This window comes from Pseudomonas lurida (genome assembly GCF_013522705.1).
Classification (GTDB): Bacteria; Pseudomonadota; Gammaproteobacteria; order Pseudomonadales; family Pseudomonadaceae; genus Aquipseudomonas; species Aquipseudomonas quebecensis.
This window is the reverse complement of the sequence record NZ_JAAMRE010000031.1, coordinates 63,700-86,613: the sequence shown is the minus strand read 5'-3', so window position 1 is coordinate 86,613 and position 22,914 is coordinate 63,700. Positions and strand designations below refer to the sequence as shown.

General features: G+C 61.7%; 17 protein-coding genes. 15 read left to right on the top strand and 2 right to left on the bottom strand.

Annotated features, from left to right (window positions below):
• The coding region (locus G7025_RS22165) for a transposase (RefSeq protein ID WP_141228961.1) at positions 1-120 on the top strand (120 nt) is incomplete at its 5' end.
• A 194-nt stretch (positions 121-314) separates the two neighbouring features.
• On the opposite strand, the gene G7025_RS22160 is transcribed toward G7025_RS22165, so the two are convergent.
• Complete coding sequence (locus G7025_RS22160; protein ID WP_181081214.1) at positions 315-584, bottom strand: DUF2790 domain-containing protein; 270 nt, start codon at positions 582-584, stop codon at positions 315-317.
• Between the two features lie 400 nt (positions 585-984).
• On the opposite strand from G7025_RS22160, the gene acs reads away from it, so the two are divergent.
• The 7 genes from acs to argR all read left to right on the top strand — a co-directional run bounded on the left by acs (position 985) and on the right by argR (position 8,847).
• Positions 985-2,940 carry an acetate--CoA ligase gene (gene acs / locus G7025_RS22155; RefSeq protein ID WP_181081213.1) on the top strand — a complete coding sequence of 652 codons (1,956 nt, stop codon included), beginning with the start codon at positions 985-987 and terminating at the stop codon, positions 2,938-2,940.
• Positions 2,941-3,553: 613 nt separating this feature from the next.
• Positions 3,554-4,339, top strand: coding sequence for an ABC transporter substrate-binding protein (locus G7025_RS22150; RefSeq protein ID WP_181081212.1), 786 nt, complete (start codon positions 3,554-3,556; stop codon positions 4,337-4,339).
• Positions 4,340-4,431: 92 nt separating this feature from the next.
• A complete protein-coding gene (locus G7025_RS22145; RefSeq protein WP_003193627.1) occupies positions 4,432-5,121 on the top strand; it encodes an ABC transporter permease in 690 nt (229 codons plus the stop codon).
• Positions 5,118-5,816, top strand: a complete 699-nt coding sequence (locus tag G7025_RS22140) for an ABC transporter permease (RefSeq protein ID WP_181081211.1) — start codon at positions 5,118-5,120, stop codon at positions 5,814-5,816. Before G7025_RS22145 ends, G7025_RS22140 begins: the two co-directional genes overlap by 4 nt.
• A gap of 1 nt (position 5,817) precedes the next feature.
• Positions 5,818-6,930, top strand: a complete 1,113-nt coding sequence (locus G7025_RS22135; protein ID WP_181081210.1) for a succinylglutamate desuccinylase/aspartoacylase family protein — start codon at positions 5,818-5,820, stop codon at positions 6,928-6,930.
• A 27-nt stretch (positions 6,931-6,957) separates the two neighbouring features.
• On the top strand, positions 6,958-7,722 hold the full coding sequence (locus G7025_RS22130; RefSeq protein WP_124368064.1) for an ABC transporter ATP-binding protein: 765 nt from the start codon (positions 6,958-6,960) through the stop codon (positions 7,720-7,722).
• Positions 7,723-7,866: 144 nt separating this feature from the next.
• On the top strand, positions 7,867-8,847 hold the full coding sequence (gene argR / locus G7025_RS22125; RefSeq protein ID WP_181081209.1) for a transcriptional regulator ArgR: 981 nt from the start codon (positions 7,867-7,869) through the stop codon (positions 8,845-8,847).
• A 4-nt stretch (positions 8,848-8,851) separates the two neighbouring features.
• Here the strand turns inward: argR and G7025_RS22120 are convergent, their stop codons facing one another.
• Positions 8,852-14,779: a dermonecrotic toxin domain-containing protein gene (locus G7025_RS22120; RefSeq protein ID WP_181081208.1), complete on the bottom strand. Its 5,928-nt coding sequence runs from the start codon at positions 14,777-14,779 to the stop codon at positions 8,852-8,854.
• A 303-nt stretch (positions 14,780-15,082) separates the two neighbouring features.
• Here G7025_RS22120 and G7025_RS22115 point away from each other — a divergent pair, with 303 nt between their 5' ends.
• From G7025_RS22115 to astE, 7 genes are all read left to right on the top strand, one after another.
• Positions 15,083-16,303, top strand: a complete 1,221-nt coding sequence (locus G7025_RS22115; protein WP_181081207.1) for an aspartate aminotransferase family protein — start codon at positions 15,083-15,085, stop codon at positions 16,301-16,303.
• Between the two features lie 204 nt (positions 16,304-16,507).
• A complete protein-coding gene (gene aruF / locus G7025_RS22110; protein ID WP_181081206.1) occupies positions 16,508-17,527 on the top strand; it encodes an arginine/ornithine succinyltransferase subunit alpha in 1,020 nt (339 codons plus the stop codon).
• Positions 17,528-17,575: 48 nt separating this feature from the next.
• Positions 17,576-18,601, top strand: coding sequence for an arginine N-succinyltransferase (gene astA, locus G7025_RS22105; RefSeq protein WP_181081205.1), 1,026 nt, complete (start codon positions 17,576-17,578; stop codon positions 18,599-18,601).
• Positions 18,601-20,067, top strand: a complete 1,467-nt coding sequence (gene astD, locus G7025_RS22100; protein WP_181081204.1) for a succinylglutamate-semialdehyde dehydrogenase — start codon at positions 18,601-18,603, stop codon at positions 20,065-20,067. The genes astA and astD overlap by 1 nt, the downstream gene beginning before the upstream one ends.
• Positions 20,068-20,133: 66 nt before the next feature.
• On the top strand, positions 20,134-21,480 hold the full coding sequence (astB, locus tag G7025_RS22095) for an N-succinylarginine dihydrolase (RefSeq protein ID WP_181081203.1): 1,347 nt from the start codon (positions 20,134-20,136) through the stop codon (positions 21,478-21,480).
• 23 nt (positions 21,481-21,503) lie between these two features.
• Positions 21,504-21,791 carry a topoisomerase II gene (locus tag G7025_RS22090; protein WP_181081202.1) on the top strand — a complete coding sequence of 96 codons (288 nt, stop codon included), beginning with the start codon at positions 21,504-21,506 and terminating at the stop codon, positions 21,789-21,791.
• 12 nt (positions 21,792-21,803) lie between these two features.
• Positions 21,804-22,808, top strand: a complete 1,005-nt coding sequence (gene astE / locus G7025_RS22085; RefSeq protein ID WP_181081201.1) for a succinylglutamate desuccinylase — start codon at positions 21,804-21,806, stop codon at positions 22,806-22,808.
• Positions 22,809-22,914 lie beyond the last annotated feature (106 nt).

Here is a 22,914-nt window from a genome sequence, read left to right as displayed (position 1 = left end):
ACCGGTCAGTTGGAAGGAATAAACAATCGAATAAAGGTCATCAAACGAATGGCGTACGGTTACCGGGACAGCGAATTCTTTTTCATGAAGATCAAGAGCGTCTTTCCCGGCAATCCGTGAAGAACCATTTATTGTGGGGGGTAGGGTAGGGCTTTTTGAAGAGAGGAAGGGAGGGGAGGGGCTGAGTGACGACCGCTATCGGGGGCAACCCCATTCCCACATGTACCGCGTGCTTTGCCAGGCGTCGGTTCTTTGCCGCAAGAACGATTTCTTGCGGCGAATAAGACCCGGGCCTGTTCCAACTAACGAAGTTGTTATCCGTTAGAGCAACCATTACCCATCACGTGATAATTAAGAATGTGACGCTGACCTTGGGAATCTTCATATTCCATTTTTACCGGTACAACTTCGCAGACTTCCGGGATGTTGCTCATGGACAACACTTTGGCTACGTCCAGCTTGGTGCTGTAGGTGTAATCCTCAACAATCGGTGCATTCTGGCCGGCCAGTTCAGTCGGGGCCTCGTCGGCCAGGGCGGCGGTGGCGCACAGGCTGCTGAGGGCCATAACTAGTAAAGCTTTCATTACTGTATCTACCTTCTTCAGGGCGAAAGGGGTCACGGGGCCCTTGTGAGGCCGCGTGTGTAACTTGAAAGTTGGGAAGTTCGGATTAACGTTGCCTTCGTGGGGGCTGTTACGGTGTTAATCACGGTGCCTTGGTTGGCGGAAGTGATTCTAGGCCTGCGGGTTATATTCATATACCCGTGCTTTTGATAAACACTTTTGGCGGTTTTTGTAACAATCGCCGAATCAGGTTTTTTCCATCTGCGCGCAAAGCCGCGCAGGCAGCGGGCCAGAGCGGCGTAAGGGCATAGCAGGGCAATTTGTAGGGTCTTGTTACTACCATCGTCGAATGGTTCTATAGGCTCACCCCGGCTACAACAGGGGCCATACAAAAACAACTATTGTCACCGAGGTAAGAAAGATGAGTGCGGCTTCCCTGTACCCCGTTCGCCCCGAAGTAGCAGCCAACACGCTGACCGACGAGGCGACCTACAAGGCCATGTACCAGCAGTCGGTGGTCAACCCCGATGGTTTCTGGCGCGAGCAAGCCAAGCGTCTCGACTGGATCAAGCCTTTCACCACGGTGAAGCAGACGTCGTTCGACGATCACCACGTCGACATCAAGTGGTTTGCCGATGGCACCCTGAACGTTTCCTACAACTGCCTGGACCGTCACCTCGCCGAGCGCGGCGACCAGGCGGCGATCATCTGGGAGGGCGATGACCCTGCCGAAAGCCGCACCATCACCTACCGCGAGCTGCACGAAGAAGTCTGCAAGTTCGCCAACGCCCTGCGTGGCCAGGACGTGCACCGTGGTGACGTGGTGACTATCTATATGCCGATGATTCCCGAGGCCGTGGTCGCCATGCTGGCGTGCGCGCGTATCGGTGCAATTCATTCGGTGGTATTCGGTGGTTTTTCGCCGGAGGCCCTGGCCGGTCGTATTATCGACTGTAAGTCGAAAGTGGTGATCACCGCCGACGAAGGTATCCGCGCCGGTAAGAAAATTCCGCTCAAGGCCAATGTCGACGATGCCCTGACCAACCCGGAAACCAGCAGCATCCAGAAGGTCATCGTGTGCAAGCGCACCAATGGCCAGATCAAGTGGAACCAGCATCGCGACATCTGGTACGAAGACCTGATGAAAGTGGCGGGCACCGTGTGTGCGCCCAAAGAGATGGGCGCCGAAGAAGCGCTGTTCATCCTCTACACCTCCGGTTCCACCGGCAAGCCTAAAGGCGTGCAGCACACCACCGGCGGTTACCTGTTGTACGCGGCCCTGACCCATGAGCGCGTGTTCGACTACCGCCCGGGCGAAATCTACTGGTGCACCGCCGACGTCGGCTGGGTCACCGGCCACACCTATATCGTTTACGGCCCGCTGGCCAATGGCGCGACCACGCTGTTGTTCGAAGGCGTGCCGAACTACCCGGACATCACCCGGGTGGCCAAGATCGTCGACAAGCACAAGGTCAATATCCTCTACACCGCACCGACCGCGATCCGCGCGATGATGGCCTCGGGCACCGCCGCCTGCGAAGGCGCCGACGGCAGCAGCCTGCGCCTGCTCGGTTCGGTGGGCGAGCCGATCAACCCGGAAGCCTGGGACTGGTACTACAAGAACGTCGGCCAGTCCCGTTGCCCGATTGTCGACACCTGGTGGCAGACCGAAACCGGCGGCAACATGATGAGCCCGCTGCCCGGCGCCCACGCGCTCAAGCCGGGCTCGGCGGCGCGGCCGTTCTTTGGTGTGGTGCCGGCGTTGGTGGATAACCTCGGCAACCTGATCGAAGGCGCCGCCGAAGGCAACCTGGTGATCCTCGATTCGTGGCCGGGCCAGGCGCGTACGCTGTACGGCGACCATGACCGTTTCGTCGACACCTACTTCAAGACCTTCCGTGGCATGTACTTCACCGGTGACGGTGCGCGTCGTGACGAGGATGGCTACTACTGGATCACCGGGCGCGTGGATGACGTGTTGAACGTGTCCGGCCACCGCATGGGCACCGCCGAGATCGAAAGCGCCATGGTTGCGCACCCTAAAGTCGCCGAAGCGGCGGTGGTGGGTGTGCCGCACGACATCAAGGGCCAGGGCATTTATGTCTACGTCACCTTGAATGGTGGCGAAGAACCGACCGAAGCGCTGCGCCTGGAGCTGAAAAACTGGGTGCGCAAAGAGATCGGGCCGATTGCTTCGCCGGACGTGATCCAGTGGGCGCCGGGCCTGCCGAAGACGCGTTCGGGCAAGATCATGCGTCGTATCCTGCGCAAGATTGCCACGGCCGAATATGACGGGCTGGGGGATATCTCTACCCTGGCTGACCCGGGTGTGGTGGCGCATTTGATTGAAACGCACAAGACCATGAACGTCGCGTAAGGCGGGGTAGGTGGCAAACAGCCCCATTCGGCGTAGGCCGAGTGGGGCTTTTTTGTCGTTGCTTAAAAACGGTGGACATCCAAGTAGAGCGGGCGCGGAGCGTCCTGGGCTGCATTCCCACGCGGAGCGTGGGAACGATCAAGGTAGAAACCAATAAATATCGGTTTTTCCCGTAGGAGGTTTCTGAATGTTACCGAGCGGTGCAAATGTGTAACCTCCTGCCCAGGCATGAGGCAAAGCGCTACGCTCATGCCGCGAAAAACCGCGTTTTAGACACCCTTTGAAATAAGATTAAACGCCAGACTTGCCGTGCTAGAAGGGTTTGCGAATAATAGGCCCGCAATTTGCAGCATCAACAGGTTTAATATCTTTTGTCTCTGCATAAATTTCAGAGGCTGTCAATGAGCTGGAACCGCTTTCTCGGTGCTTCTGTAAATTGTTGTCGCATTGAGGAAATATCGGCTTCCGGCCTGTCGTTAGAATGCCGATCACTCGCTCGTCGTCGCAGGTAGCCACCGGCGCAGGACGCAGCACCGCTATTCGGTTTTACTCAATCGCATCGTGGGCCCTGGCTCATACTGCTGTTTCTGCCCTATACCGATGGAGTCCCAAGATGAAGAAACTCGTGCTGTTGGGCGCCCTGGCGCTGTCCGTGCTGTCCATGCAGGCTTTCGCTGAAGGCAAGCCGCTGAAAATTGGTATCGAAGCAGCCTACCCTCCGTTCGCATCGAAAGCGCCGGATGGCAGCATCGTCGGTTTCGACTACGACATCGGCAACGCCCTGTGCAAGCAGATGGACGTTAAATGCACCTGGGTCGAGCAGGAATTCGACGGTCTGATCCCCGCGCTGAAAGTGCGCAAGATCGATGCGATCCTGTCGTCCATGTCCATCACCGACGACCGCAAGAAGTCCGTCGACTTCACCAACCGCTACTACCTGACCCCGGCGCGCCTGGTGTTGAAGGAAGGCACGACCGTCAGCGACAGCCTGGATGAGTTGAAAGGCAAGAAGATCGGTGTGCAGCGCGGTTCGATCCATGATCGTTTCGCCAAGGAAGTGCTGGCCCCTAAAGGCGCCACCGTGGTTCCTTACGGCACCCAGAACGAAATCTACCTGGACGTGGCCGCCGGTCGTCTGGACGGCACCGTGGCTGACGCCACCCTGCTGCAGGACGGTTTCCTGAAGACCGACGCCGGCAAAGGCTTCGCGTTTGAAGGCCCGGCATTTACCGACGTGAAATACTTCGGCGACGGCGTAGGCATCGCGGTACGCAAAGGCGACAAGGAAAACCTGGACCGCATCAACGCTGCGATCGCTGCTATCCGTGCCAACGGCGAGTACAAGAAAATCCAGGACAAGTACTTCGACTTCGATATCTACGGCGCCGACGCCAAGTAAATCGTCGCGGCTGTCTGTCCAGAATGGCGCAAGCAACAGAATTCCTGCGGTTTGCGCCATTTTTTCATCTCCCCTTTTCGAGGACCTGAATCATGTTGAAAGGCTACGGGGCCGTCATCCTCGATGGCGCATGGTTGACGCTTCAGCTCGCCTTGTCGTCCATGGCCTTGGCCATTGTTCTGGGTCTGATCGGGGTCGCGTTGCGCCTGTCGCCGGTGCGCTGGTTGGCCTGGCTGGGTGACTTGTACTCCACGGTGATCCGCGGGATCCCCGACCTGGTGCTGATCCTGCTGATTTTCTACGGCGGTCAGGACCTGCTCAATCGCGTCGCGCCGCTGCTGGGCTTTGACGACTATATCGACTTGAACCCCTTGGCCGCCGGCATCGGCACCCTGGGTTTCATCTTTGGCGCCTACCTGTCGGAAACCTTCCGCGGCGCCTTCATGGCCATCCCCAAGGGCCAGGCCGAAGCCGGCCTTGCGTATGGCATGAGCAGCTTCCAGGTGTTTTTCCGGGTGATGGTGCCGCAGATGATCCGCCTGGCGATCCCCGGCTTCACCAATAACTGGCTGGTACTGACCAAGGCCACCGCGCTGATCTCGGTAGTGGGCCTGCAAGACATGATGTTCAAGGCCAAGCAGGCGGCCGACGCCACCCGCGAGCCTTTCACCTTCTTCCTCGCAGTGGCGGCGATGTACCTGGTGATCACCAGCGTGTCGTTGCTGGCCTTGCGTTACCTTGAAAAGCGCTACTCGGTAGGCGTAAGGGCGGCTGATCTATGATCTTCGACTACAACGTCATCTGGGAGGCCATGCCGCTGTACCTCGGCGGCCTGGCGACCACCCTGAAACTGCTGGCGATCTCGCTGTTCTTCGGCCTGCTCGTGGCGGTGCCCCTGGGCTTGATGCGGGTGTCCAAACAGCCGCTGGTCAACGGCGCGGCCTGGCTCTACACCTACGTGATCCGCGGCACGCCGATGCTGGTGCAGCTGTTTCTGATCTACTACGGCCTGGCGCAATTCGAAGCGGTGCGCGAGAGCTTCCTGTGGCCGTGGCTGTCCAGCGCGACGTTCTGCGCGTGCCTGGCCTTTGCGATCAACACCAGCGCCTACACCGCCGAAATCATTGCCGGTAGCCTCAGGGCCACTCCGAACGGCGAGATCGAAGCGGCCAAGGCCATGGGCATGTCGCGCTACAAGCTGTACCGCCGCATCCTGCTGCCGTCGGCCCTGCGCCGCGCGCTGCCGCAGTACAGCAACGAAGTGATCATGATGCTGCAGACCACCAGCCTGGCCTCCATCGTCACGTTGATCGACATCACCGGCGCGGCCCGTACCGTCAACGCGCAGTATTACCTGCCGTTCGAAGCGTATATCACCGCCGGCGTGTTCTACCTGTGCCTGACCTTCATCCTGGTGCGCCTGTTCAAGTTGGCCGAGCGCCGCTGGCTGAGCTACCTGGCTCCACGGAAGCACTGATATGGAACGTATCGACCACCTGTTGCCCTGGGGCCACCTGGGCTGCGAGCGCCAGCTGAGTGTGTTCCGTTTCGGCAGCGGCGAGCGCAAGGCGTATATCCAGGCCAGCCTGCACGCCGATGAGCTGCCCGGCATGCGCGCCGCCTGGGAGCTGAAAAAGCGTCTGATCGAACTGGAACGGCAAGGCGCCCTCAACGGCGTGATCGAGCTGGTGCCGGTGGCCAACCCGATGGGCCTTGGGCAGCTGCTGCAAGGCAGCCACCAGGGCCGTTTCGAAGTGGGCAGCGGCAAGAATTTCAACCGCGACTTCGTTGAATTGAGCGAGCCAGTGGCCGAGCTGCTCTCCGGCAAGCTGGGGGATGACCCTCACGCCAATGTGCGCCTGATTCGCCAGGCGATGAGCCAGGCGTTGGACGCACTGCCCGAGCCGAGCAGCCAGTTGCAAGGCATGCAGCGCGTATTGCTCAAGCATGCGTGCATCGCCGATATCGTGCTCGACCTGCACTGCGACGCCGAAGCCGCGCTGCACATGTACGCGTTGCCCCAGCACTGGCCGCAGTGGCGTTCGCTCTCGGCGCACCTGAATGTGAAGGTCGGCCTGCTCGCGGAAGACTCCGGCGGCAGTTCGTTCGATGAGGCCTGTTCGCTGCCGTGGTTGCGCTTGTCGCGGGCATTCCCCGAGGCGCAGATCCCGTTGGCGTGCCTGGCGACGACGCTGGAGCTGGGTGGTCAGGCCGACACCGGTCGCGACGAAGCGATCTTCCATGCCGAAGGCATCCTCGCCTTCCTCGCCGAGCAGGGCCTGATCAAAGGCGAGTGGCCGGCGCCGCAACACGAACCGTGCGAAGGCGTGCCGTTCGAAGGCACCGAGTTGCTGTTCGCGCCCCACGCCGGGGTGATCAGTTACCTGCGCAAGGCCGGGGACTGGGTCGACAAAGGCGAACCGATTTTTGAAGTGATTGATCCCCTGACCGACCGCGTGAGCATTATCTGCGCGGGCACCTCGGGGGTGCTGTTTGCCGTTGAACGGCTACGTTATGCCCAAGCGGGTTTCTGGCTGGCCAAGGTGGCGGGGCGCGAAGCGCTGCGACACGGGCGCTTGCTCAACGACTGACCACCTGTTTTTGTGAGAACCGACCGCATGTACAAGCTTGAAGTCCAAGACCTGCATAAACGCTATGGCAGTCATGAAGTGCTCAAAGGCGTGTCCCTGGCCGCCGCCGCCGGTGATGTGATCAGCATCATCGGTTCCAGCGGTTCGGGCAAAAGTACCTTTTTGCGCTGCATCAACCTGCTGGAGCAACCCCACGCCGGCAAGATCCTGCTCAATAACGAAGAGCTGAAACTGGTGGCCAACAAGGACGGCGCCATGAAGGCGGCCGATCCCAAGCAGCTGCAACGCATGCGTTCGCGCCTGTCCATGGTGTTCCAGCATTTCAACCTGTGGTCGCACATGACCGCGTTGGAAAACGTGATGGAAGCACCGGTGCATGTGCTGGGCATGTCGAAAAAAGACGCCCGTGAAAAGGCCGAGCACTACCTGGCCAAGGTCGGCGTGGGCCATCGCAAGGATGCGTTCCCCGGCCATATGTCCGGCGGCGAGCAGCAGCGCGTGGCGATTGCCCGTGCCCTGGCGATGGAACCGGAGGTGATGCTGTTCGACGAACCCACCTCGGCCCTCGACCCTGAGCTGGTGGGCGAAGTGCTCAAGGTGATGCAGGACCTGGCCCTGGAAGGCCGCACCATGGTGGTGGTGACCCACGAAATGGGCTTTGCTCGTGAAGTGTCCAACCAGCTGGTGTTTTTGCACAAAGGCATCGTCGAAGAACGCGGCAACCCGCGTGAAGTGCTGGTGAATCCACAATCGGAGCGGTTGCAGCAGTTCCTGTCCGGCAGCTTGAAGTAGCCACTCCGTGTGAGCGCTGCTTTATGTGGGAGGGGGCAAGCCCCCGCCCACATTGGATGTTCATCGTTTTTGAGATTTGTGTTCATTTACGGGCTAGCATTGGCCCACGGCTTCTTTCACTGTTTCTGCTTCGGATAGCCTTCCATGACCGCCCACAAAATTGGTTTCCTGATCTGGCCCAGCACAAAAGCACTCACGCTTGCGCTGGCTGAGGAGGCCTTGCGCGTGGCCCAGCGGGTGCATCCGGAAGTGGTCTACGAGCTGTCGTTTCTGCTCGCCGAACCTGCCGCCGAAGGTGCCTGGCAACTGCCGGGCGAGCCGTGGGCCGGCAAGCTCGAAGGCTTTCAGAAACTGTTCCTGCTGGCCGACGAGCCGCCCACCGTCATCGCCTCTCAACTGAGCAGCGCGCTCAAGCAATTGGTGCGCGCCGGGTGTGTGATCGGCGGGTTGTCGGCCGGCGTCTATCCGTTGGCCCAGCTCGGTCTGCTCGACGGTTACCGTGCCGCTGTGCACTGGCGCTGGCAGGACGACTTTGCCGAGCGCTTCCCCAAGGTCATCGCCACCAGCCATCTGTTCGATTGGGACCGCGACCGCCTGACCGCCTGCGGCGGCATGTCGGTGCTCGACCTGCTGCTGGCGGTGCTGGCCCGTGACCACGGCGCCGAATTGGCCGGCGCGGTATCCGAAGAACTGGTGGTCGAGCGCATCCGCGAAGGCGGCGAGCGCCAGCGTATCCCCTTGCAAAACCGCCTGGGCTCCAGCCATCCGAAGCTGACCCAGGCAGTGCTGCTGATGGAAGCCAACATCGAAGAGCCGCTGACCACCGACGAAATCGCCCAGCACGTGTGCGTGTCGCGACGACAACTGGAACGCATCTTCAAGCAATACCTCAATCGCGTCCCCAGCCAGTACTACCTGGAACTGCGCCTGAACAAGGCGCGCCAGATGCTCATGCAAACCAGCAAGTCGATCATCCAGATCGGCCTGTCCTGCGGCTTCTCTTCGGGGCCGCACTTCTCCAGCGCCTACCGCAATTTCTTCGGCGCCACCCCCCGTGAAGACCGCAACCAGCGCCGCAGCAGCAGCCCATTCGAGTTGTCGTCGGTGCCGGCCGAGCGCGGCTGACGGGTTACTCCTCCACGGGCTCCGGTGGTGTCGGCGGCGCCAGAGGGGCGCCTGCATCATCGTGGGCCGCATCCGCGACTCCCAGGTCATTGCCGGTCTGCAAGAAATAGGTTCTTAAACGCTCGATGCTGGCAGGCGAAAACGAGTTCCCACTGAAGTCAGACTCTTCATCGAAGGGCAGTTGCCGTTCGAGGATGTCGGCGGGCACCTCTACGATGGCGTTGTCGCTGACGTCCAATGTGGTCAGGTGATGCAGGCCAAATACGCCACTGGGAAACTCGGTGAGCCCGACGTCCTGCATATACAGCGACTGCAGGTTGGACAGCTGGCTCACGTCAATCGGCAGGCCCAGTGGGTTCTCGCTCAGGTCCAGGTACTCCAGTTGCGTCATCGCCGCCAGCGCGCCGGCGGTTTCCTCAGTCAGGATAATCCGGCATTCCTGAAGGCTCAGGGAGGTCAGGCTGGGTATGTCGAATATCGAGGAAGGCAGCTTGCTCAGGGCGTAACGGAACACCGACAGGCTTTTGAGTTGGGGGAAGCCTGCGAGCAACCCGTCGATGTCGGTGGTGATGTCGCCCGTGCTCAGGTCCAGTCGAGAGATGTGTTCGAAACGCGCGTTCAACCTCGGTAGTGCGCCACGCAGCGGTGTCTCAAACGTCAGCTCGTGAGTGGGTGGCTCGCCGCCATTGAGTTCATCCAACGGACTCTCGCGGCGCCAGCCCTGTTCCAGCAACTCTTTGAACATCAGGCGGTTGATCTGCTCCTGGGCCTGGAGCTGCTCATCCATCCGGGCGCCTTGCGTGGGCTCGGGTGCCGGGACATCCAGTGCCCACGTCTGCAAATCTGCGCAGAGCTGGCGGTACTCGGCTTCCAGGCTGTCGAGTGCTCGAGGTACGGCGTCCATATCGCCTGGCAGGTTGAACACAAAACGGTTGGCCTCCGCCGAAGAGAATGTTGGGTAAAGCACTGATACCCGCGCGCGCTCGTTGGCTGGCGCATCGGCTTGCAGATGCTCGCCCTGGGCCTGGCTGTAGGTTTTGATGTGCTGCAATGCCTGGCGCGACAGCGGGTTGCCCGATAGGTTGAAGGCTCTGGTGGCCGACGCAGGCAGTGCGAACAAATCCTCGGGCAACTGGCTGATCCGGTTGTGGCTCAGGTTGATTTCACGGCGTCCCGTGGGCACCAGCAGGCTGGCGGGGAGCTCGGTCATGCCGGTGTTTTGCAGCGATAGCCTGAACAACCTGGGCAGACGTTCGAAATCGGGTAGGTGGGTGAGCGGGTTGTGACTGAGGTCCAGGTGCTCAAGGTAGTACAGGCCGATAAGGCCTTGTTCCTCGCCGGCCGACAGGCGCACGCCGCAGCGTGGCAGCTGCAGCGAGACCAGGTAGGGCAGCTCGAAGACCGTGGGTGGAATGGCACCGAGCAAGGCGTTTTCCACCCGCAGGCTGGTCAGTTGAGGAAACGCTTTAAGGAACTGCGCCACTTGCAGTGGGCTGGCGTTACCTTGCAGCTCAAGCGATGAAACCTCGCGGAAAAGCACGCCCAGCGCCGGCAGGTCACCGGCAAGCGGCGAGGGAACACGCAGTGCGTAGGTCGGTACGATGCTGGTACTGCGCTCGTCCAACGCCGACTCCTTGCGCCAGCAGGCTTCAAGCAATGCCTTGAAGGTCTGGCGCGTCTGGATGTCCTGCGGACGTGGCGCTTGCGTGGCCCATTGGGTCAACTCTGTCTGCAGGGCTGTGTACTCCTGCTCAAGGCGTGTCAGTTCTATTCGCCCCATTTCCAAAGTGCCGTGCAGGCCAAAGATAAAACTGCGCACTTCACTGTCATTGAAGGACGGATAAAGCGCTTTAACCCGGGCGACGTCCAAGGCGTGTGGCGTGGCTTCCCAGTGGATGCCGGTGCGTTGGAAGTAGATTTTCACCTGTTCCAGGGTCGTCGGGGTGAATGGGTTGTTCGCCAGGTCGAAGTGTTCGCTGACAGCCGCCGGCAAGGTGAACAGCTCGGCGGGCAACGCGCTGATGCGGTTGTTCGACAGGATCGCGGCTTCCAGTCGCGGGCGATTCGCCAGGCCTGGCGGTACTTCGGTGATACCTGTGTGGTTGAGGTCCAGAAAGCTCAGCTGCGGCATGTTCGTCACATCGGGCGTGATGCCCAACGGGTTGTTGTAGAGATCCAGGCTTCTGAGGCGCGTCATGGCCGACAGCGTTTGCGCGCTCCGGGCATTCAAGGTGATCGAACAGTTGCTCAGAATCAGTTCATTGAGGTGCGGCATGCCCGGTGTGGCGGCGGGAAGTGCGTTCAGCGGCATGTCGCGCACCGCCAGCAGGCGCAGGTTTGGAAACAGCGCCAGGAAGGCGTCGAGGTGCGCGACCGGGCGCTCGCTGCCTTGCAGTTCCAGGAGTGTCACGTGAGGCAAGCGTGCGGTCAGTTGTGGCAGCTCGCCTTCGATGGGGGCGCTGAGCAGCAGGCGCAGGCCGTTGCGGGTGATCGGCTCATAGTAGTCGTCGACCGTGGTTTCGTGGCGCCAGGCGCGCCGGATTTCATCGGCCCAAAGGCGGCGATTGCGCCTTGCATACGTGTAATCCTGATGCCTCAGGCGTTCTCCGGTGGTGGACCGCTGAGGTGTATTGCTTTCCCAGATATCCAGGTCATTGTCCAGTTGCGCGTATTCGACTCTCAGTGCCGCCACCGCGCTCGAGGGTCCACCGGGTAGGCGCTGCAGGGTGATGACCAGCGCATTGATGCGTTCTTGAGAGAGGCGGGGATAGAGCTGTTGCAACTGCGCCTGGATGCTTGGCACGGTGCCGGGCTGGTGCGCGGGTGCCGCTCGATAACCCTCCATGCCGCCGAGCAGGCGCATGGTACTGGGGTCATGGCTGGGCTTGAGAAGGGGATCGGCCGCCAGTAACGGGCTGAGTTGGCGGTGTTCCAGTGCGTGTTCGGCCATTGCCTGCCTGAGCTGCGGGCCTTGGCCGATGTGCAGGCCCAGTGCGTCGCGTTGGGTGTCGGGCAGGGCCTGCAGGACGGCGGTGTACAGGTCGGTGACCCCGAACAGCTCATCGGTGAGCGTGGTCGGTGTATAGCCTCCGGTTTCGTGGCGGATCAAGGTTCGGTGGATAGGGGCGCTGGCGCTTCCAATGCTGTCGCGCAGCGGGCCGCTGGCACTGTAGTCCCTGACCTCGATACGCACGTCACTCGACCAACCCGGCAGGCGCTGCAATGAATGCAGGGCCAGGCGGTGGGTGTCCAGCGAAGCCAGCGACTCCCGATACAGCCCTTCATAGGCGCGAGCCACGCGTACCTGATGCAAGGCGGCGCGTGCCCGCTGTTGAAGGGATTGCGGGATATTGCCCTGGTTCAGCTCACGCAGTTCGCTGGTGCTGGCGTGATGCAGCAGCGCTTCGGCGGCGCTCAGAGGCAGGCCGCGCTCTGCGTTGATAAGACTTTGCAACCCAGCGTCGGTGGTGTGTTCCAGGCTGTGGTAACGCGACTCGAACAGCGCCGCATGTTTGTCCTGGGCCAGGTCGGCCAATCGAGCCCTGAGGGTCCCGGCTCGTGCCTCCAGGGAGATCGGCGGCAAGCCGAACTCTTCCTCCAGCAACTGTTTACGTTCAGGTTCGTCCAGTGCCTGCAGCAGGGTTTTCAACAGGTCGCCGTTCGTTAACTGTTCCTCGGGTATCTGCACCACGGCGGCATCCGGGTTGCCGACGACTTCCCAGGCAACGGTGCCGTGGCGGTCGAGAAAACGCAGGGTTTTGGTCTTGGGCCACAGGCCGTAACGGGTCAGCAGGAACAGCTGGGTCTGGGCATCGGCGTGACTATATACGGCCGGATCGTCGCTGCGCAGTTGAGCGGCGAAGGTGTGCAGGTCGTGGTCGATCTTGAAGCGCCTGAGGCTGTCGGCCAAGAGTGCCGGCGGCGGCTGCCGGTTCAGGTAGTGCGCGCGCAGCGCATCGTCATCGACCCCGCTGATGTGGCGAACCTGCTCCAGTTGGGCATCGCTCAGGGCATCGACCTGATGGCCGAGCCGGCGCAACAGGGTCGGGCGGTCCCACGCCAGCGGGTAGTCCAGTTCGGTGACCCAGGCACCGCGGTCATTGGTGTACAGGCGCGGACGGTAGGCATCGGGGCGTGAAGGATGTTGCAGGCGATAGTGCCCGGTTACAGGGTCCGTCGCTACGGCGTAGTGCTGGCCGGCCAGGGGCAGGACGTCTTTGCCGGCGTGGCGATACAGGCCCTTGGCATCGGGCATGGCGTCGGCGGGCAGCGACAGGTCGTGGGCATAGGGTGCCAGGTCCGCATTCCACAGCCTGGAGGAGCCATCCTTGCGCATGACCGGTGTGAGCGTGTCAAAAAATGCCCACACGTGCGCGGGCAGCGCCTGGCGCAGCAAACTTTCGGCGATGGGCAGGCCGGTGGCGAACAGGCCCAGTTGCACCAGTTGTTCAAGCACCGACATCAGGTGTTCGAAGGCTTGGTCCTTGACGCCTTCGGCCCAGTCGACAATGCCCTCGAAGGTCTCATCGAGCAATTGGTAGGCGGTGTAGCCGAGCATCAACAGCCCCAGTGGCGGCACGAAAGGCGCGGCGATGAAGGCGACGACCTGCAGCAAGGCCGAACTGATCTTACCCAGCAGGTCCCAACGCCGCCAGCGCGCCTGCTGGTCGACGCTGGCGGTAGCGATCGCCATGCTCCGCGCATCGTTGAGCAGCTTATTCAAGTGGCTGTGGTAGAGGTGCTCGAACAGGTCTTCGCCGAAAGGGGTGGAGACCGCTTGCAGGTCAGGAGCGGCTGTCGGTGTTTCGCGCCAGCTGGGGCGTGCGTCCCCCTGGGTGTGTGGATGCCAGGTGACTTCGCTGAGGCGCGTGTCCAGCAGGGTGAAAAAACGGCCCTGTTCCTCATGGCCGACAAAATGGCTGAAAAAGCGCTGGTACTTGGGATGGCGCAGTTTGATCGTCAGTTCCTGCATGAAGTGGGCGGTGGAGGGGTAGTACTTGAGCGGGTGTTCCGGGTCGCCGGGAATGTAGGCCACTACGGGCACCACGGTTTGACTGCGTTCAAGGTCTGCGGCAAACAGCACGATGCCGGTGAGCGGGGTGGACAGCAGGCTCAAGTCGTGACGCAGCAGCGAAGTGCAGTCCTGGCCATTGAACAGGCGCGCGAGGGGATCAACACTGGCTTGCGGGATGTCGCCCTTCATCCGTGCCATCTGCAAGGCGACCTTCAAGGCCGACTGGTGGCTCTGCCTGAGCTTGAGCTGCAGGGCCGCCTTGGCCGCCGCATCCTGCACCCCCAGGTACTGCTCGAGGTAGGCGCTGTACTGGCGGCCGATATCCAGCTCGCGGCATAGCTGGGTGAAGGCGGGTACGCTGATGCGGGTGGCGACGCCGGGCAGGCTTTCGAAATGGCCATCGGCACCGGGGCGGGTGATGAAGGTGGACGCTTCTTCGTACGCGCCTTCTCGGGTTTCCGATTCTTCGAAGTTGTGCAACGCCGCTTCCAGCAGCGACACCGTCCAGGTACGCGCGGCACCGGACTTGACCTTGAGCCAGGGAATGGTGGCGGGGATATAGAGCCGAAGGTAGGTGCTGCGCACATCACGCTCGACACCGAAGCGCTGCTTGAGGGCTTGTTGCAGAATCGGTGCGCCGAAGTCTTGGGGGGATTTGAGGCTGGTCATCACCCGGTCCACTTGGTTTTGCGCGGCCCACGCTTCGCCGATCAGCGGCTTGAGCGCGTCATGTTGCTCGGCGGTGGCATTCGCATGCCAGGGCTCGATGCGCGGGGTGACAGCCTTGAGGGCTGCCCGGCGAGCATCGGACGCGTTGCCCAGCCAGGCGGGAATGGCCTTCGCCAGTAGGTCGTGGTGAAGGTCGCGATAGGTGGGAAGTAAATCGAGCGGGGCGGTTGGGTCGGGTTGCACGGGCATCGGCTGGCGCCTTCATGTGGTAAATGAAGGCCTAGCAAGCCAGAGGGTGACATAGGGGCGGTGTTAGATAGTTGCGCGGCTTGTCCGGATTAAAACAATCCGCCTTGGCCTGCCTCTGCGGCTTTACACGGTTTAAACTGCGCCATTGCGACGCTATTTGTCGCATTGGCGTAAACCCACGAAAATCGCGGGTTGGCGCTATAAGAAGTTGTCGCTTGGCGGCAAGGCCGCGCCGAAAACTGTCCTTACAATCCCTGCATCGCCCGCCAGTTCCAGGCAGGCGTTCCTCTTCAGGAGACTCCGATGTCCGTTGAGCAAGCCCCGGTGCAACGTGCCGATTTCGACCAGGTCATGGTTCCCAACTACGCACCTGCCGCGTTCATTCCCGTGCGTGGCGCAGGTTCACGTGTATGGGACCAGGCCGGTCGCGAGCTGATCGACTTTGCCGGCGGCATCGCGGTCAACGTATTGGGCCATGCCCACCCGGCGTTGGTCGGCGCGTTGACCGAACAGGCCAACAAGTTGTGGCATGTCTCCAACGTGTTCACCAACGAGCCGGCCCTGCGCCTGGCGCATAAGCTGATCGACGCCACCTTTGCCGAGCGCGTGTTCTTCTGCAACTCCGGCGCCGAGGCCAACGAGGCCGCCTTCAAGCTGGCCCGCCGCGTGGCGTTCGACCGCTTCGGCAGCGAAAAATACGAGATCATTGCCGCGCTCAACAGCTTCCACGGCCGTACCCTGTTCACCGTCAACGTCGGTGGGCAGTCCAAGTACTCCGATGGTTTCGGGCCTAAAATCACCGGCATCACCCACGTTCCTTATAACGACCTGGAAGCGCTGAAAGCAGCCGTGTCGGATAAAACCTGCGCCGTTGTATTGGAACCGATCCAGGGCGAAGGCGGCGTGCTGCCGGCCGAACTGGCTTACCTGCAAGGCGCCCGCGAGCTGTGCGACGCGAACAACGCGCTGCTGGTGTTCGACGAAGTGCAGACCGGCATGGGCCGCAGCGGCCACCTGTTCGCCTACCAGCATTACGGCGTGACCCCGGACATCCTCACCAGCGCCAAGAGCCTGGGTGGCGGTTTCCCGATCGCGGCGATGCTCACCACCGAAGCGCTGGCCAAGCACCTGGTGGTCGGCACCCACGGCACCACTTACGGCGGCAACCCGCTGGCGTGTGCGGTGGCTGAAGCGGTGATCGATGTGATCAACACCCCGGAGGTGCTGGCGGGCGTGAAAGCCAAGCACGCACTGTTTAAAGCGCGCCTGGAGCAGATCGGCAAGCAGTACGGCCTGTTCACCGAAGTACGCGGCATGGGCCTGCTGATCGGTTGCGTATTGAGCGATGCATTCAAGGGCAAGGCCAAGGACGTATTCAACGCGGCCGAGAAAGAAAACCTGATGATCCTGCAAGCCGGCCCGGACGTGGTGCGTTTCGCCCCGAGCCTGGTGGTGGACGAAGCAGACATCAACGAAGGCCTGGATCGTTTCGAGCGTGCGGTAAAGACGCTGACCCAAGCCTGATACACATCTGTCTGTCGGACTGGATCAAATGTGGGAGGGGGCTTGCCCCCGATGGCGGTGTATCAGTCACAGATGTATCAACTGACAGACTGCTATCGGGGGCAAGCCCCCTCCCACACTGGAATATGCCCACTTGAAGCTATGTGGTGTTCCTGACCTGTTCGGTATTTTTTTCTGTGAATTTTCGAGTTAAGGAGTGACACCATGCTGGTGATGCGCCCCGCGCAAATGGCTGATCTGGGCGAGGTACAGCGTCTGGCTGCGGACAGCCCGATTGGTGTCACCTCCTTGCCGGACGATGTGGAACGCCTGAGCGACAAGATCGCCGCCAGCGAAGCGTCTTTCGCGGCCGAGGTGAGTTTCAACGGCGAAGAGAGCTATTTCTTCGTGCTCGAAGACACCGAGACCGGCAAGCTCGCCGGTTGCTCGGCCATCGTCGCCTCGGCCGGTTATTCCGAGCCGTTCTACAGTTTTCGCAACGAGACCTTCGTGCACGCCTCCCGCGAGCTGAAGATCCACAACAAGATTCACGTGCTTTCCCAGTGCCACGACCTGACCGGCAACAGCCTGCTCACCAGTTTCTACGTGGTGCCGGAACTGGTCGGCTCGCCGTGGTCGGAACTCAATTCCCGCGGGCGCCTGTTGTTTGTCGCCAGCCATCCGGAGCGCTTTGCCGATTCGGTGGTCACCGAGATTGTCGGCTACAGCGACGAGAACGGTGACTCGCCGTTCTGGGACGCCATCGGCCGCAACTTCTTCGACCTCAACTATGCCGCCGCCGAGCGCCTGTGCGGGCTCAAGAGCCGCACCTTCCTCGCCGAGCTGATGCCGCATTACCCGATCTACGTGCCGCTGCTGCCGGACGCAGCCCAGGAGGCGATGGGCCAGGTGCACCCGCGCGCGCAGATCACTTTCGACATCCTGATGCGCGAAGGCTTCGAGACCGATCATTACATCGACATCTTCGACGGCGGCCCGACGCTGCATGCGCGGGTCTCGGGCATCCGTTCGATTGCCCAGAGCCGCGTGGTGCCGGTGAAGATCGGCGAGATGGTCAAGGGCGTCGGCCGCCAGTACCTGGTCAGCAACGCGCAGCTGCAGGATTACCGTGCGGTGATGCTGGAGCTGGATTACGCGCCTGGCAAGCCGGTAACCCTGGACCTGGCCGCGGCTGAAGCCCTGGGCGTCGGCGAGGGCGCCAGTGTGCGCCTGGTCGCGGTTTAAACGCAGAGTTTCGCGGGTGGCCAAGAGCGGCCCGTCTGAGGAGATAGCATGATCGTTCGTCCCGTACGCAGCAGCGATTTACCGGCCCTGATTGATCTGGCGCGCAGCACCGGCACCGGCCTGACCACCCTGCCGGCCAACGAAGAGCGCCTGACCCACCGCGTGGGCTGGGCGGAGAAAACCTTTCGCGGCGAGGCCGGTCGCGGCGATGCCGACTACCTGTTCGTGCTGGAAAACGACGAGGGCCGCGTGGTCGGTATTTCCGCGATTGCCGGTGCCGTCGGCCTGCGTGAGCCCTGGTACAACTTCCGGGTGGGCCTGACCGTCAGCGCGTCCCAGGAATTGAACATCTACCGCGAGATCCCGACGCTGTTTCTGGCCAACGACCTCACCGGCAATTCCGAATTATGCTCGTTGTTCCTGCACGCCGATTACCGCAACGGCCTCAACGGCCGCATGCTGGCCAAGGCGCGCCTGTTGTTTATCGCGGAGTTCGCGCAACTGTTCGGCAACAAGATCATTGCCGAGATGCGCGGCGTGTCCAACGAGGCCGGGCGTTCGCCGTTCTGGGAGAGCCTGGGCCGGCATTTCTTTAAAATGGAATTCAGCCAGGCCGACTACCTCACGGGCGTGGGCAACAAGGCGTTTATCGCCGAGCTGATGCCGAAGTTTCCGCTGTACAGCTGCTTTTTGTCCGAAGACGCGCGCAGCGTGATCGGCAAGGTCCACCCCGACACCGAACCGGCGCTGAGCATGCTCAAGAGCGAAGGCTTCAGCTACCAGGGCTATGTCGACATTTTCGACGCCGGCCCGGCGGTGGAATGCGAAACCAGCAAGATCCGTGCGGTGCGCGACAGCCAGTCGCTGGTGTTGGCCATCGGTACGCCGGGGGACGACGCCACGCCGTTCCTGATTCATAACCGCAAACGCGAAGATTGCCGCATTACCGCCGCACCGGCGCGCCTGGCCGCCGGCACGCTGGTGGTCGACCCGTTGACCGCCAAGCGTCTGCAACTGGTGGTCGGTGATCAGGTGCGTGCCGTACCGTTGTCCGCTGCTCGGGAGTCGAAGTAATGAATTCGTTGTATATCGCAGGTAGCTGGCTGGCCGGCCAGGGTGAACTGTTTGAATCGCGCAACCCGGTGACTCAGCACGTGCTGTGGGCCGGCAACGGCGCCACCGCCGAGCAGGTCGAGTCCGCCGTACAGGCCGCGCGTCAGGCGTTCCCGAGCTGGGCTCGGCGCAGCCTGGAAGAACGCATCGCGGTGCTGGACGCTTTCGCCGCCACGCTCAAGCGCCGCGCCGATGAAATCGCCCGCTGCATCGGTGAGGAAACCGGCAAGCCGCTGTGGGAAGCGGCGACTGAAGTCACCAGCATGGCGAACAAGATCGCCATCTCCGTGCAAAGCTACCGCGAACGCACCGGTGAGAAGAGCGGCCCGCTGGGCGACGCCACCGCTGTGCTGCGCCATAAGCCTCACGGCGTGGTCGCGGTGTTCGGCCCGTATAACTTCCCCGGTCACTTGCCCAACGGGCATATCGTGCCGGCGTTGCTGGCGGGCAACACGGTGCTGTTCAAACCCAGCGAGCTGACCCCGAAGGTCGCCGAGCTGACCGTGCAATGCTGGATCGAAGCCGGCCTGCCGGCAGGCGTACTGAACCTGCTGCAAGGCGCGCGGGAAACCGGAATCGCCTTGGCGGCCAATCCAGGCATCGACGGCCTGTTCTTCACCGGTTCCAGCCGTACCGGCAACCATCTGCACCAGCAATTCTCAGGGCGCCCGGACAAAATCCTGGCCCTGGAAATGGGCGGCAACAACCCGCTGGTGGTGGACGAAGTGGCCGACGTGGACGCGGCGGTCTACACCATCATCCAGTCGGCATTTATCTCGGCCGGCCAGCGTTGTACCTGCGCCCGTCGTCTGCTGGTGCCGCAAGGCGCCTGGGGCGATGCGTTGCTGGCGCGGTTGGTGGCAGTCAGTTCGACCATTGAAGTCGGCGCGTTCGATCAGCAACCGGCGCCGTTCATGGGCTCGGTGATTTCCCTCGCCGCCGCCAAAGCCTTGATGGACGCCCAGGAGCTGATGCTGGCCAATGGCGCCGTGGCGCTGCTGGAAATGACCCAGCCCCAGGACCAGGCAGCGTTGCTGACGCCGGGTATCATCGATGTGACCGGCGTGACCGAACGCGAAGACGAAGAGCTGTTCGGCCCGCTGCTGCAGGTGATCCGTTACCACGACTTCGAAGCGGCGATTGCCGAAGCCAACAACACCCAGTACGGCCTGGCCGCAGGCTTGTTGTCCGATTCCGAAGCGCGCTACCAGCAATTCTGGCTGGAAAGCCGCGCCGGTATCGTCAACTGGAACAAACAGTTGACCGGCGCCGCCAGCACCGCGCCATTTGGTGGAGTAGGGGCCTCGGGCAATCATCGCGCCAGTGCGTATTACGCGGCGGATTATTGCGCGTACCCGGTGGCATCGCTGGAAACCCCAAGCCTGGTGGTGCCCGCGACACTGACCCCTGGCATTACCCTCATCTAGAGGTGGGAGGGGATGTGTTGAAGACTTTTGATGCCTATAAAAACAGATGTTCGTGGAGCCTCGCCGATGAAATCCTATGAAGTCAATTTTGACGGTCTAGTGGGGCCGACCCATAACTACGGCGGGTTGTCCTACGGCAACGTCGCGTCCCAGAGCAACAGCCAGCAGTCTTCGAACCCGAAGGAAGCGGCGTTGCAGGGCCTGCAAAAAATGAAGGCCCTGATGGACATGGGCTTCGTGCAAGGCGTGCTGGCTCCCCAGGAACGTCCCGACGTGGCCGCGCTGCGCAACCTCGGCTTCAGCGGCAGCGATGCTCAGGTGATCCAGCAGGCGGCCAAGCAGGCCATGCCGTTGCTGGTTGCCAGTTGTTCGGCATCGAGCATGTGGGTGGCCAACGCCGCCACCGTCAGCCCCAGCGCCGACACCGCCGACGGCCGCGTGCATTTCACCGCCGCCAACCTCAACTGCAAATACCACCGTAGCATCGAGCACCCGACCACCAGTCGCGTGCTGGGGGCCATGTTTGCCAACCCGCGGCACTTCGCCCACCACGCCGCGTTGCCGGCAGTGGCGCAGTTCGGCGACGAGGGCGCCGCCAACCACACGCGTTTCTGCCGTGACTACGGCGAGGCCGGTGTGGAGTTTTTCGTGTTCGGCCGCAGTGCGTTCGACACCCGCTACCCGGCACCGCAGAAGTACCCGGCGCGTCAGACCCTGGAAGCTTCCCAGGCCGTCGCCCGTCTGCATGGCCTGAAGGATGACGGCGTGGTCTACGCCCAGCAGAGCCCGGCGGTGATCGATGCCGGCGTGTTCCACAACGATGTGATCGCGGTGGGCAACGGCGAAGTGCTGTTCTACCACGAGGATGCGTTTCTCAATACCGAGCAGATGCTCGGCGAACTGCAGGCCAAGCTGGGCAAGCTGGGCGGCAATTTCCAGTCGGTGTGTGTACCGCGCGCCCTGGTGAGCGTCGAGGACGCGGTGCGTTCCTACCTGTTCAACAGCCAGTTGCTGACTCGCGCCGACGGCTCGATGCTGCTGATCGTGCCGGAAGAGTGCCGCGCCAATGAACGTGTCTGGCAGTACCTGCAGGGCCTGACCGCCTCGGGTGGGTTGATCCGTGAAGTGAAGGTCTTCGACCTCAAGCAAAGCATGCAGAACGGCGGTGGCCCGGCGTGCCTGCGCCTGCGCGTGGCGCTGAACGAAACCGAACTGGCGGCGGTAAACCCAGGGGTTATCATGACCGCGCCGTTGTACGACACGCTGACCCAATGGGTCCACAAGCACTATCGCGACAGCCTGCGCGAAACCGACCTGGCTGACCCGCAATTGCTGCTTGAGTGCCGGACGGCACTGGATGAACTGACGCAAATCCTTAAACTGGGCGCGGTTTATCCTTTCCAGATCAATTAACGCCGCACGGCTGAGAGCATTTTATGACCGACACCCTGAAACTGATCCTTGAAGACACCGACGGCACCCAGCTGGAAACCTCCTGCACCCGCGTCGCCGTGGTGTGGCAGGGCAAGGAAATCTGGATTCAGCACGACGGCCGCGGCCAACTGCTGATCGGTGTGGACGTGGAGGAAGGCGACGCCGAATACGCCAACCTGCTGATGCGCCCGTTGGCCACCAACCTGATGAGCCTGCAACTGGAAATGGAACCGGCCGACGTTGACGGCGATGATGACGATCACGTCCACGGTCCTGGCTGCAACCACTAAGGAAGCTTGCGTATGCTCGCCCTCGGCAAACTGCTTGAACTGACCCTCGCCGGTCGCGAACCGGCGCAAAAAATTCAACTGACTGTCGACGGCGTGCAGATGCGCTGGCTCAGCGAGGGCGCATTGGAAGTGCGACCTCCCGAGACAAGGGACAATGGCAGCGACCTGCTGCTGTCGTCCGGCATCCATGGCAACGAAACCGCGCCGATCGAGATGCTCGACCGCCTGTTGCATGGCATCGCCCGTGGGGACATCAAGCCCCGCACCCGTATTCTGTTCCTGTTCGGCAACCCCGAGGCCATGCGCCGCGGCGAGCGTTACCTGGAACTGGACATCAATCGGCTGTTCAACGGCCGTCACGAAAAAAACATCGGCCCCGAAGCCATGCGTGCCGCAGAGCTGGAACAACTGGCGCGCAGTTTTTTCAGCAAACCCGAGCGCACGCGCCTGCATTACGACCTGCACACCGCCATCCGTGGCTCCAAAATCGAGCAGTTCGCACTGTACCCGTGGAAAGACGGGCGCCAGCATTCGCGTCGCGAGCTGGAACGTTTGCGTGCGGCGGGCATGGAAGCGGTGCTGTTGCAGAACAAAACCTCGATCACCTTCACGGCCTTCACCTACGAGCAACTGGACGCCGAGGCTTTCACCCTGGAATTGGGCAAGGCGCGGCCGTTCGGGCAGAACCAGGGGGTGGACGTTTCACGCCTGGAATCGCGCCTGACGCAGATCATCGAAGGCACCGAGCCTGCGACCGACAGCCTGGATGGGTTGAAACTGTTTGCCGTGTCGCGGGAAGTGATCAAGCACAGCGATGCGTTCCTGCTGCACTTGCCGGCGGATGTGGAAAACTTTTCTGAGTTGAAAAAGGGTTATCTGCTGGCCGAAGACGTGGCCAAGACCCGTTGGGTAATCGAGGAGGAGGGTGCGCGCATCATCTTCCCCAACCCGAAGGTCAAGAATGGTTTGCGGGCGGGCATATTGATTGTCCCGACCACGGACGTGGGTCTGGCATAGAACTGGACCGAATGTGAGAGGGGGCTTGCCCCCGATAGCAGTGTGTCAGTCAGCTCATCTGGAGCTGAGACACCGCCATCGGGGCAAGCCCCCTCCCACATTTTGT

Bases quoted from the DNA above. Each gene is read 5' to 3' on its own strand.
- G7025_RS22160 (WP_181081214.1), bottom strand. From the start codon at position 584: ATGAAAGCTTTACTAGTTATGGCCCTCAGCAGCCTGTGCGCCACCGCC.
- acs (WP_181081213.1), top strand. From the start codon at position 985: ATGAGTGCGGCTTCCCTGTACCCCGTTCGCCCCGAAGTAGCAGCCAAC.
- G7025_RS22150 (WP_181081212.1), top strand. From the start codon at position 3,554: ATGAAGAAACTCGTGCTGTTGGGCGCCCTGGCGCTGTCCGTGCTGTCC.
- G7025_RS22145 (WP_003193627.1), top strand. From the start codon at position 4,432: ATGTTGAAAGGCTACGGGGCCGTCATCCTCGATGGCGCATGGTTGACG.
- G7025_RS22140 (WP_181081211.1), top strand. From the start codon at position 5,118: ATGATCTTCGACTACAACGTCATCTGGGAGGCCATGCCGCTGTACCTC.
- G7025_RS22135 (WP_181081210.1), top strand. From the start codon at position 5,818: ATGGAACGTATCGACCACCTGTTGCCCTGGGGCCACCTGGGCTGCGAG.
- G7025_RS22130 (WP_124368064.1), top strand. From the start codon at position 6,958: ATGTACAAGCTTGAAGTCCAAGACCTGCATAAACGCTATGGCAGTCAT.
- argR (WP_181081209.1), top strand. From the start codon at position 7,867: ATGACCGCCCACAAAATTGGTTTCCTGATCTGGCCCAGCACAAAAGCA.
- G7025_RS22120 (WP_181081208.1), bottom strand. From the start codon at position 14,779: ATGCCCGTGCAACCCGACCCAACCGCCCCGCTCGATTTACTTCCCACC.
- G7025_RS22115 (WP_181081207.1), top strand. From the start codon at position 15,083: ATGTCCGTTGAGCAAGCCCCGGTGCAACGTGCCGATTTCGACCAGGTC.
- aruF (WP_181081206.1), top strand. From the start codon at position 16,508: ATGCTGGTGATGCGCCCCGCGCAAATGGCTGATCTGGGCGAGGTACAG.
- astA (WP_181081205.1), top strand. From the start codon at position 17,576: ATGATCGTTCGTCCCGTACGCAGCAGCGATTTACCGGCCCTGATTGAT.
- astD (WP_181081204.1), top strand. From the start codon at position 18,601: ATGAATTCGTTGTATATCGCAGGTAGCTGGCTGGCCGGCCAGGGTGAA.
- astB (WP_181081203.1), top strand. From the start codon at position 20,134: ATGAAATCCTATGAAGTCAATTTTGACGGTCTAGTGGGGCCGACCCAT.
- G7025_RS22090 (WP_181081202.1), top strand. From the start codon at position 21,504: ATGACCGACACCCTGAAACTGATCCTTGAAGACACCGACGGCACCCAG.
- astE (WP_181081201.1), top strand. From the start codon at position 21,804: ATGCTCGCCCTCGGCAAACTGCTTGAACTGACCCTCGCCGGTCGCGAA.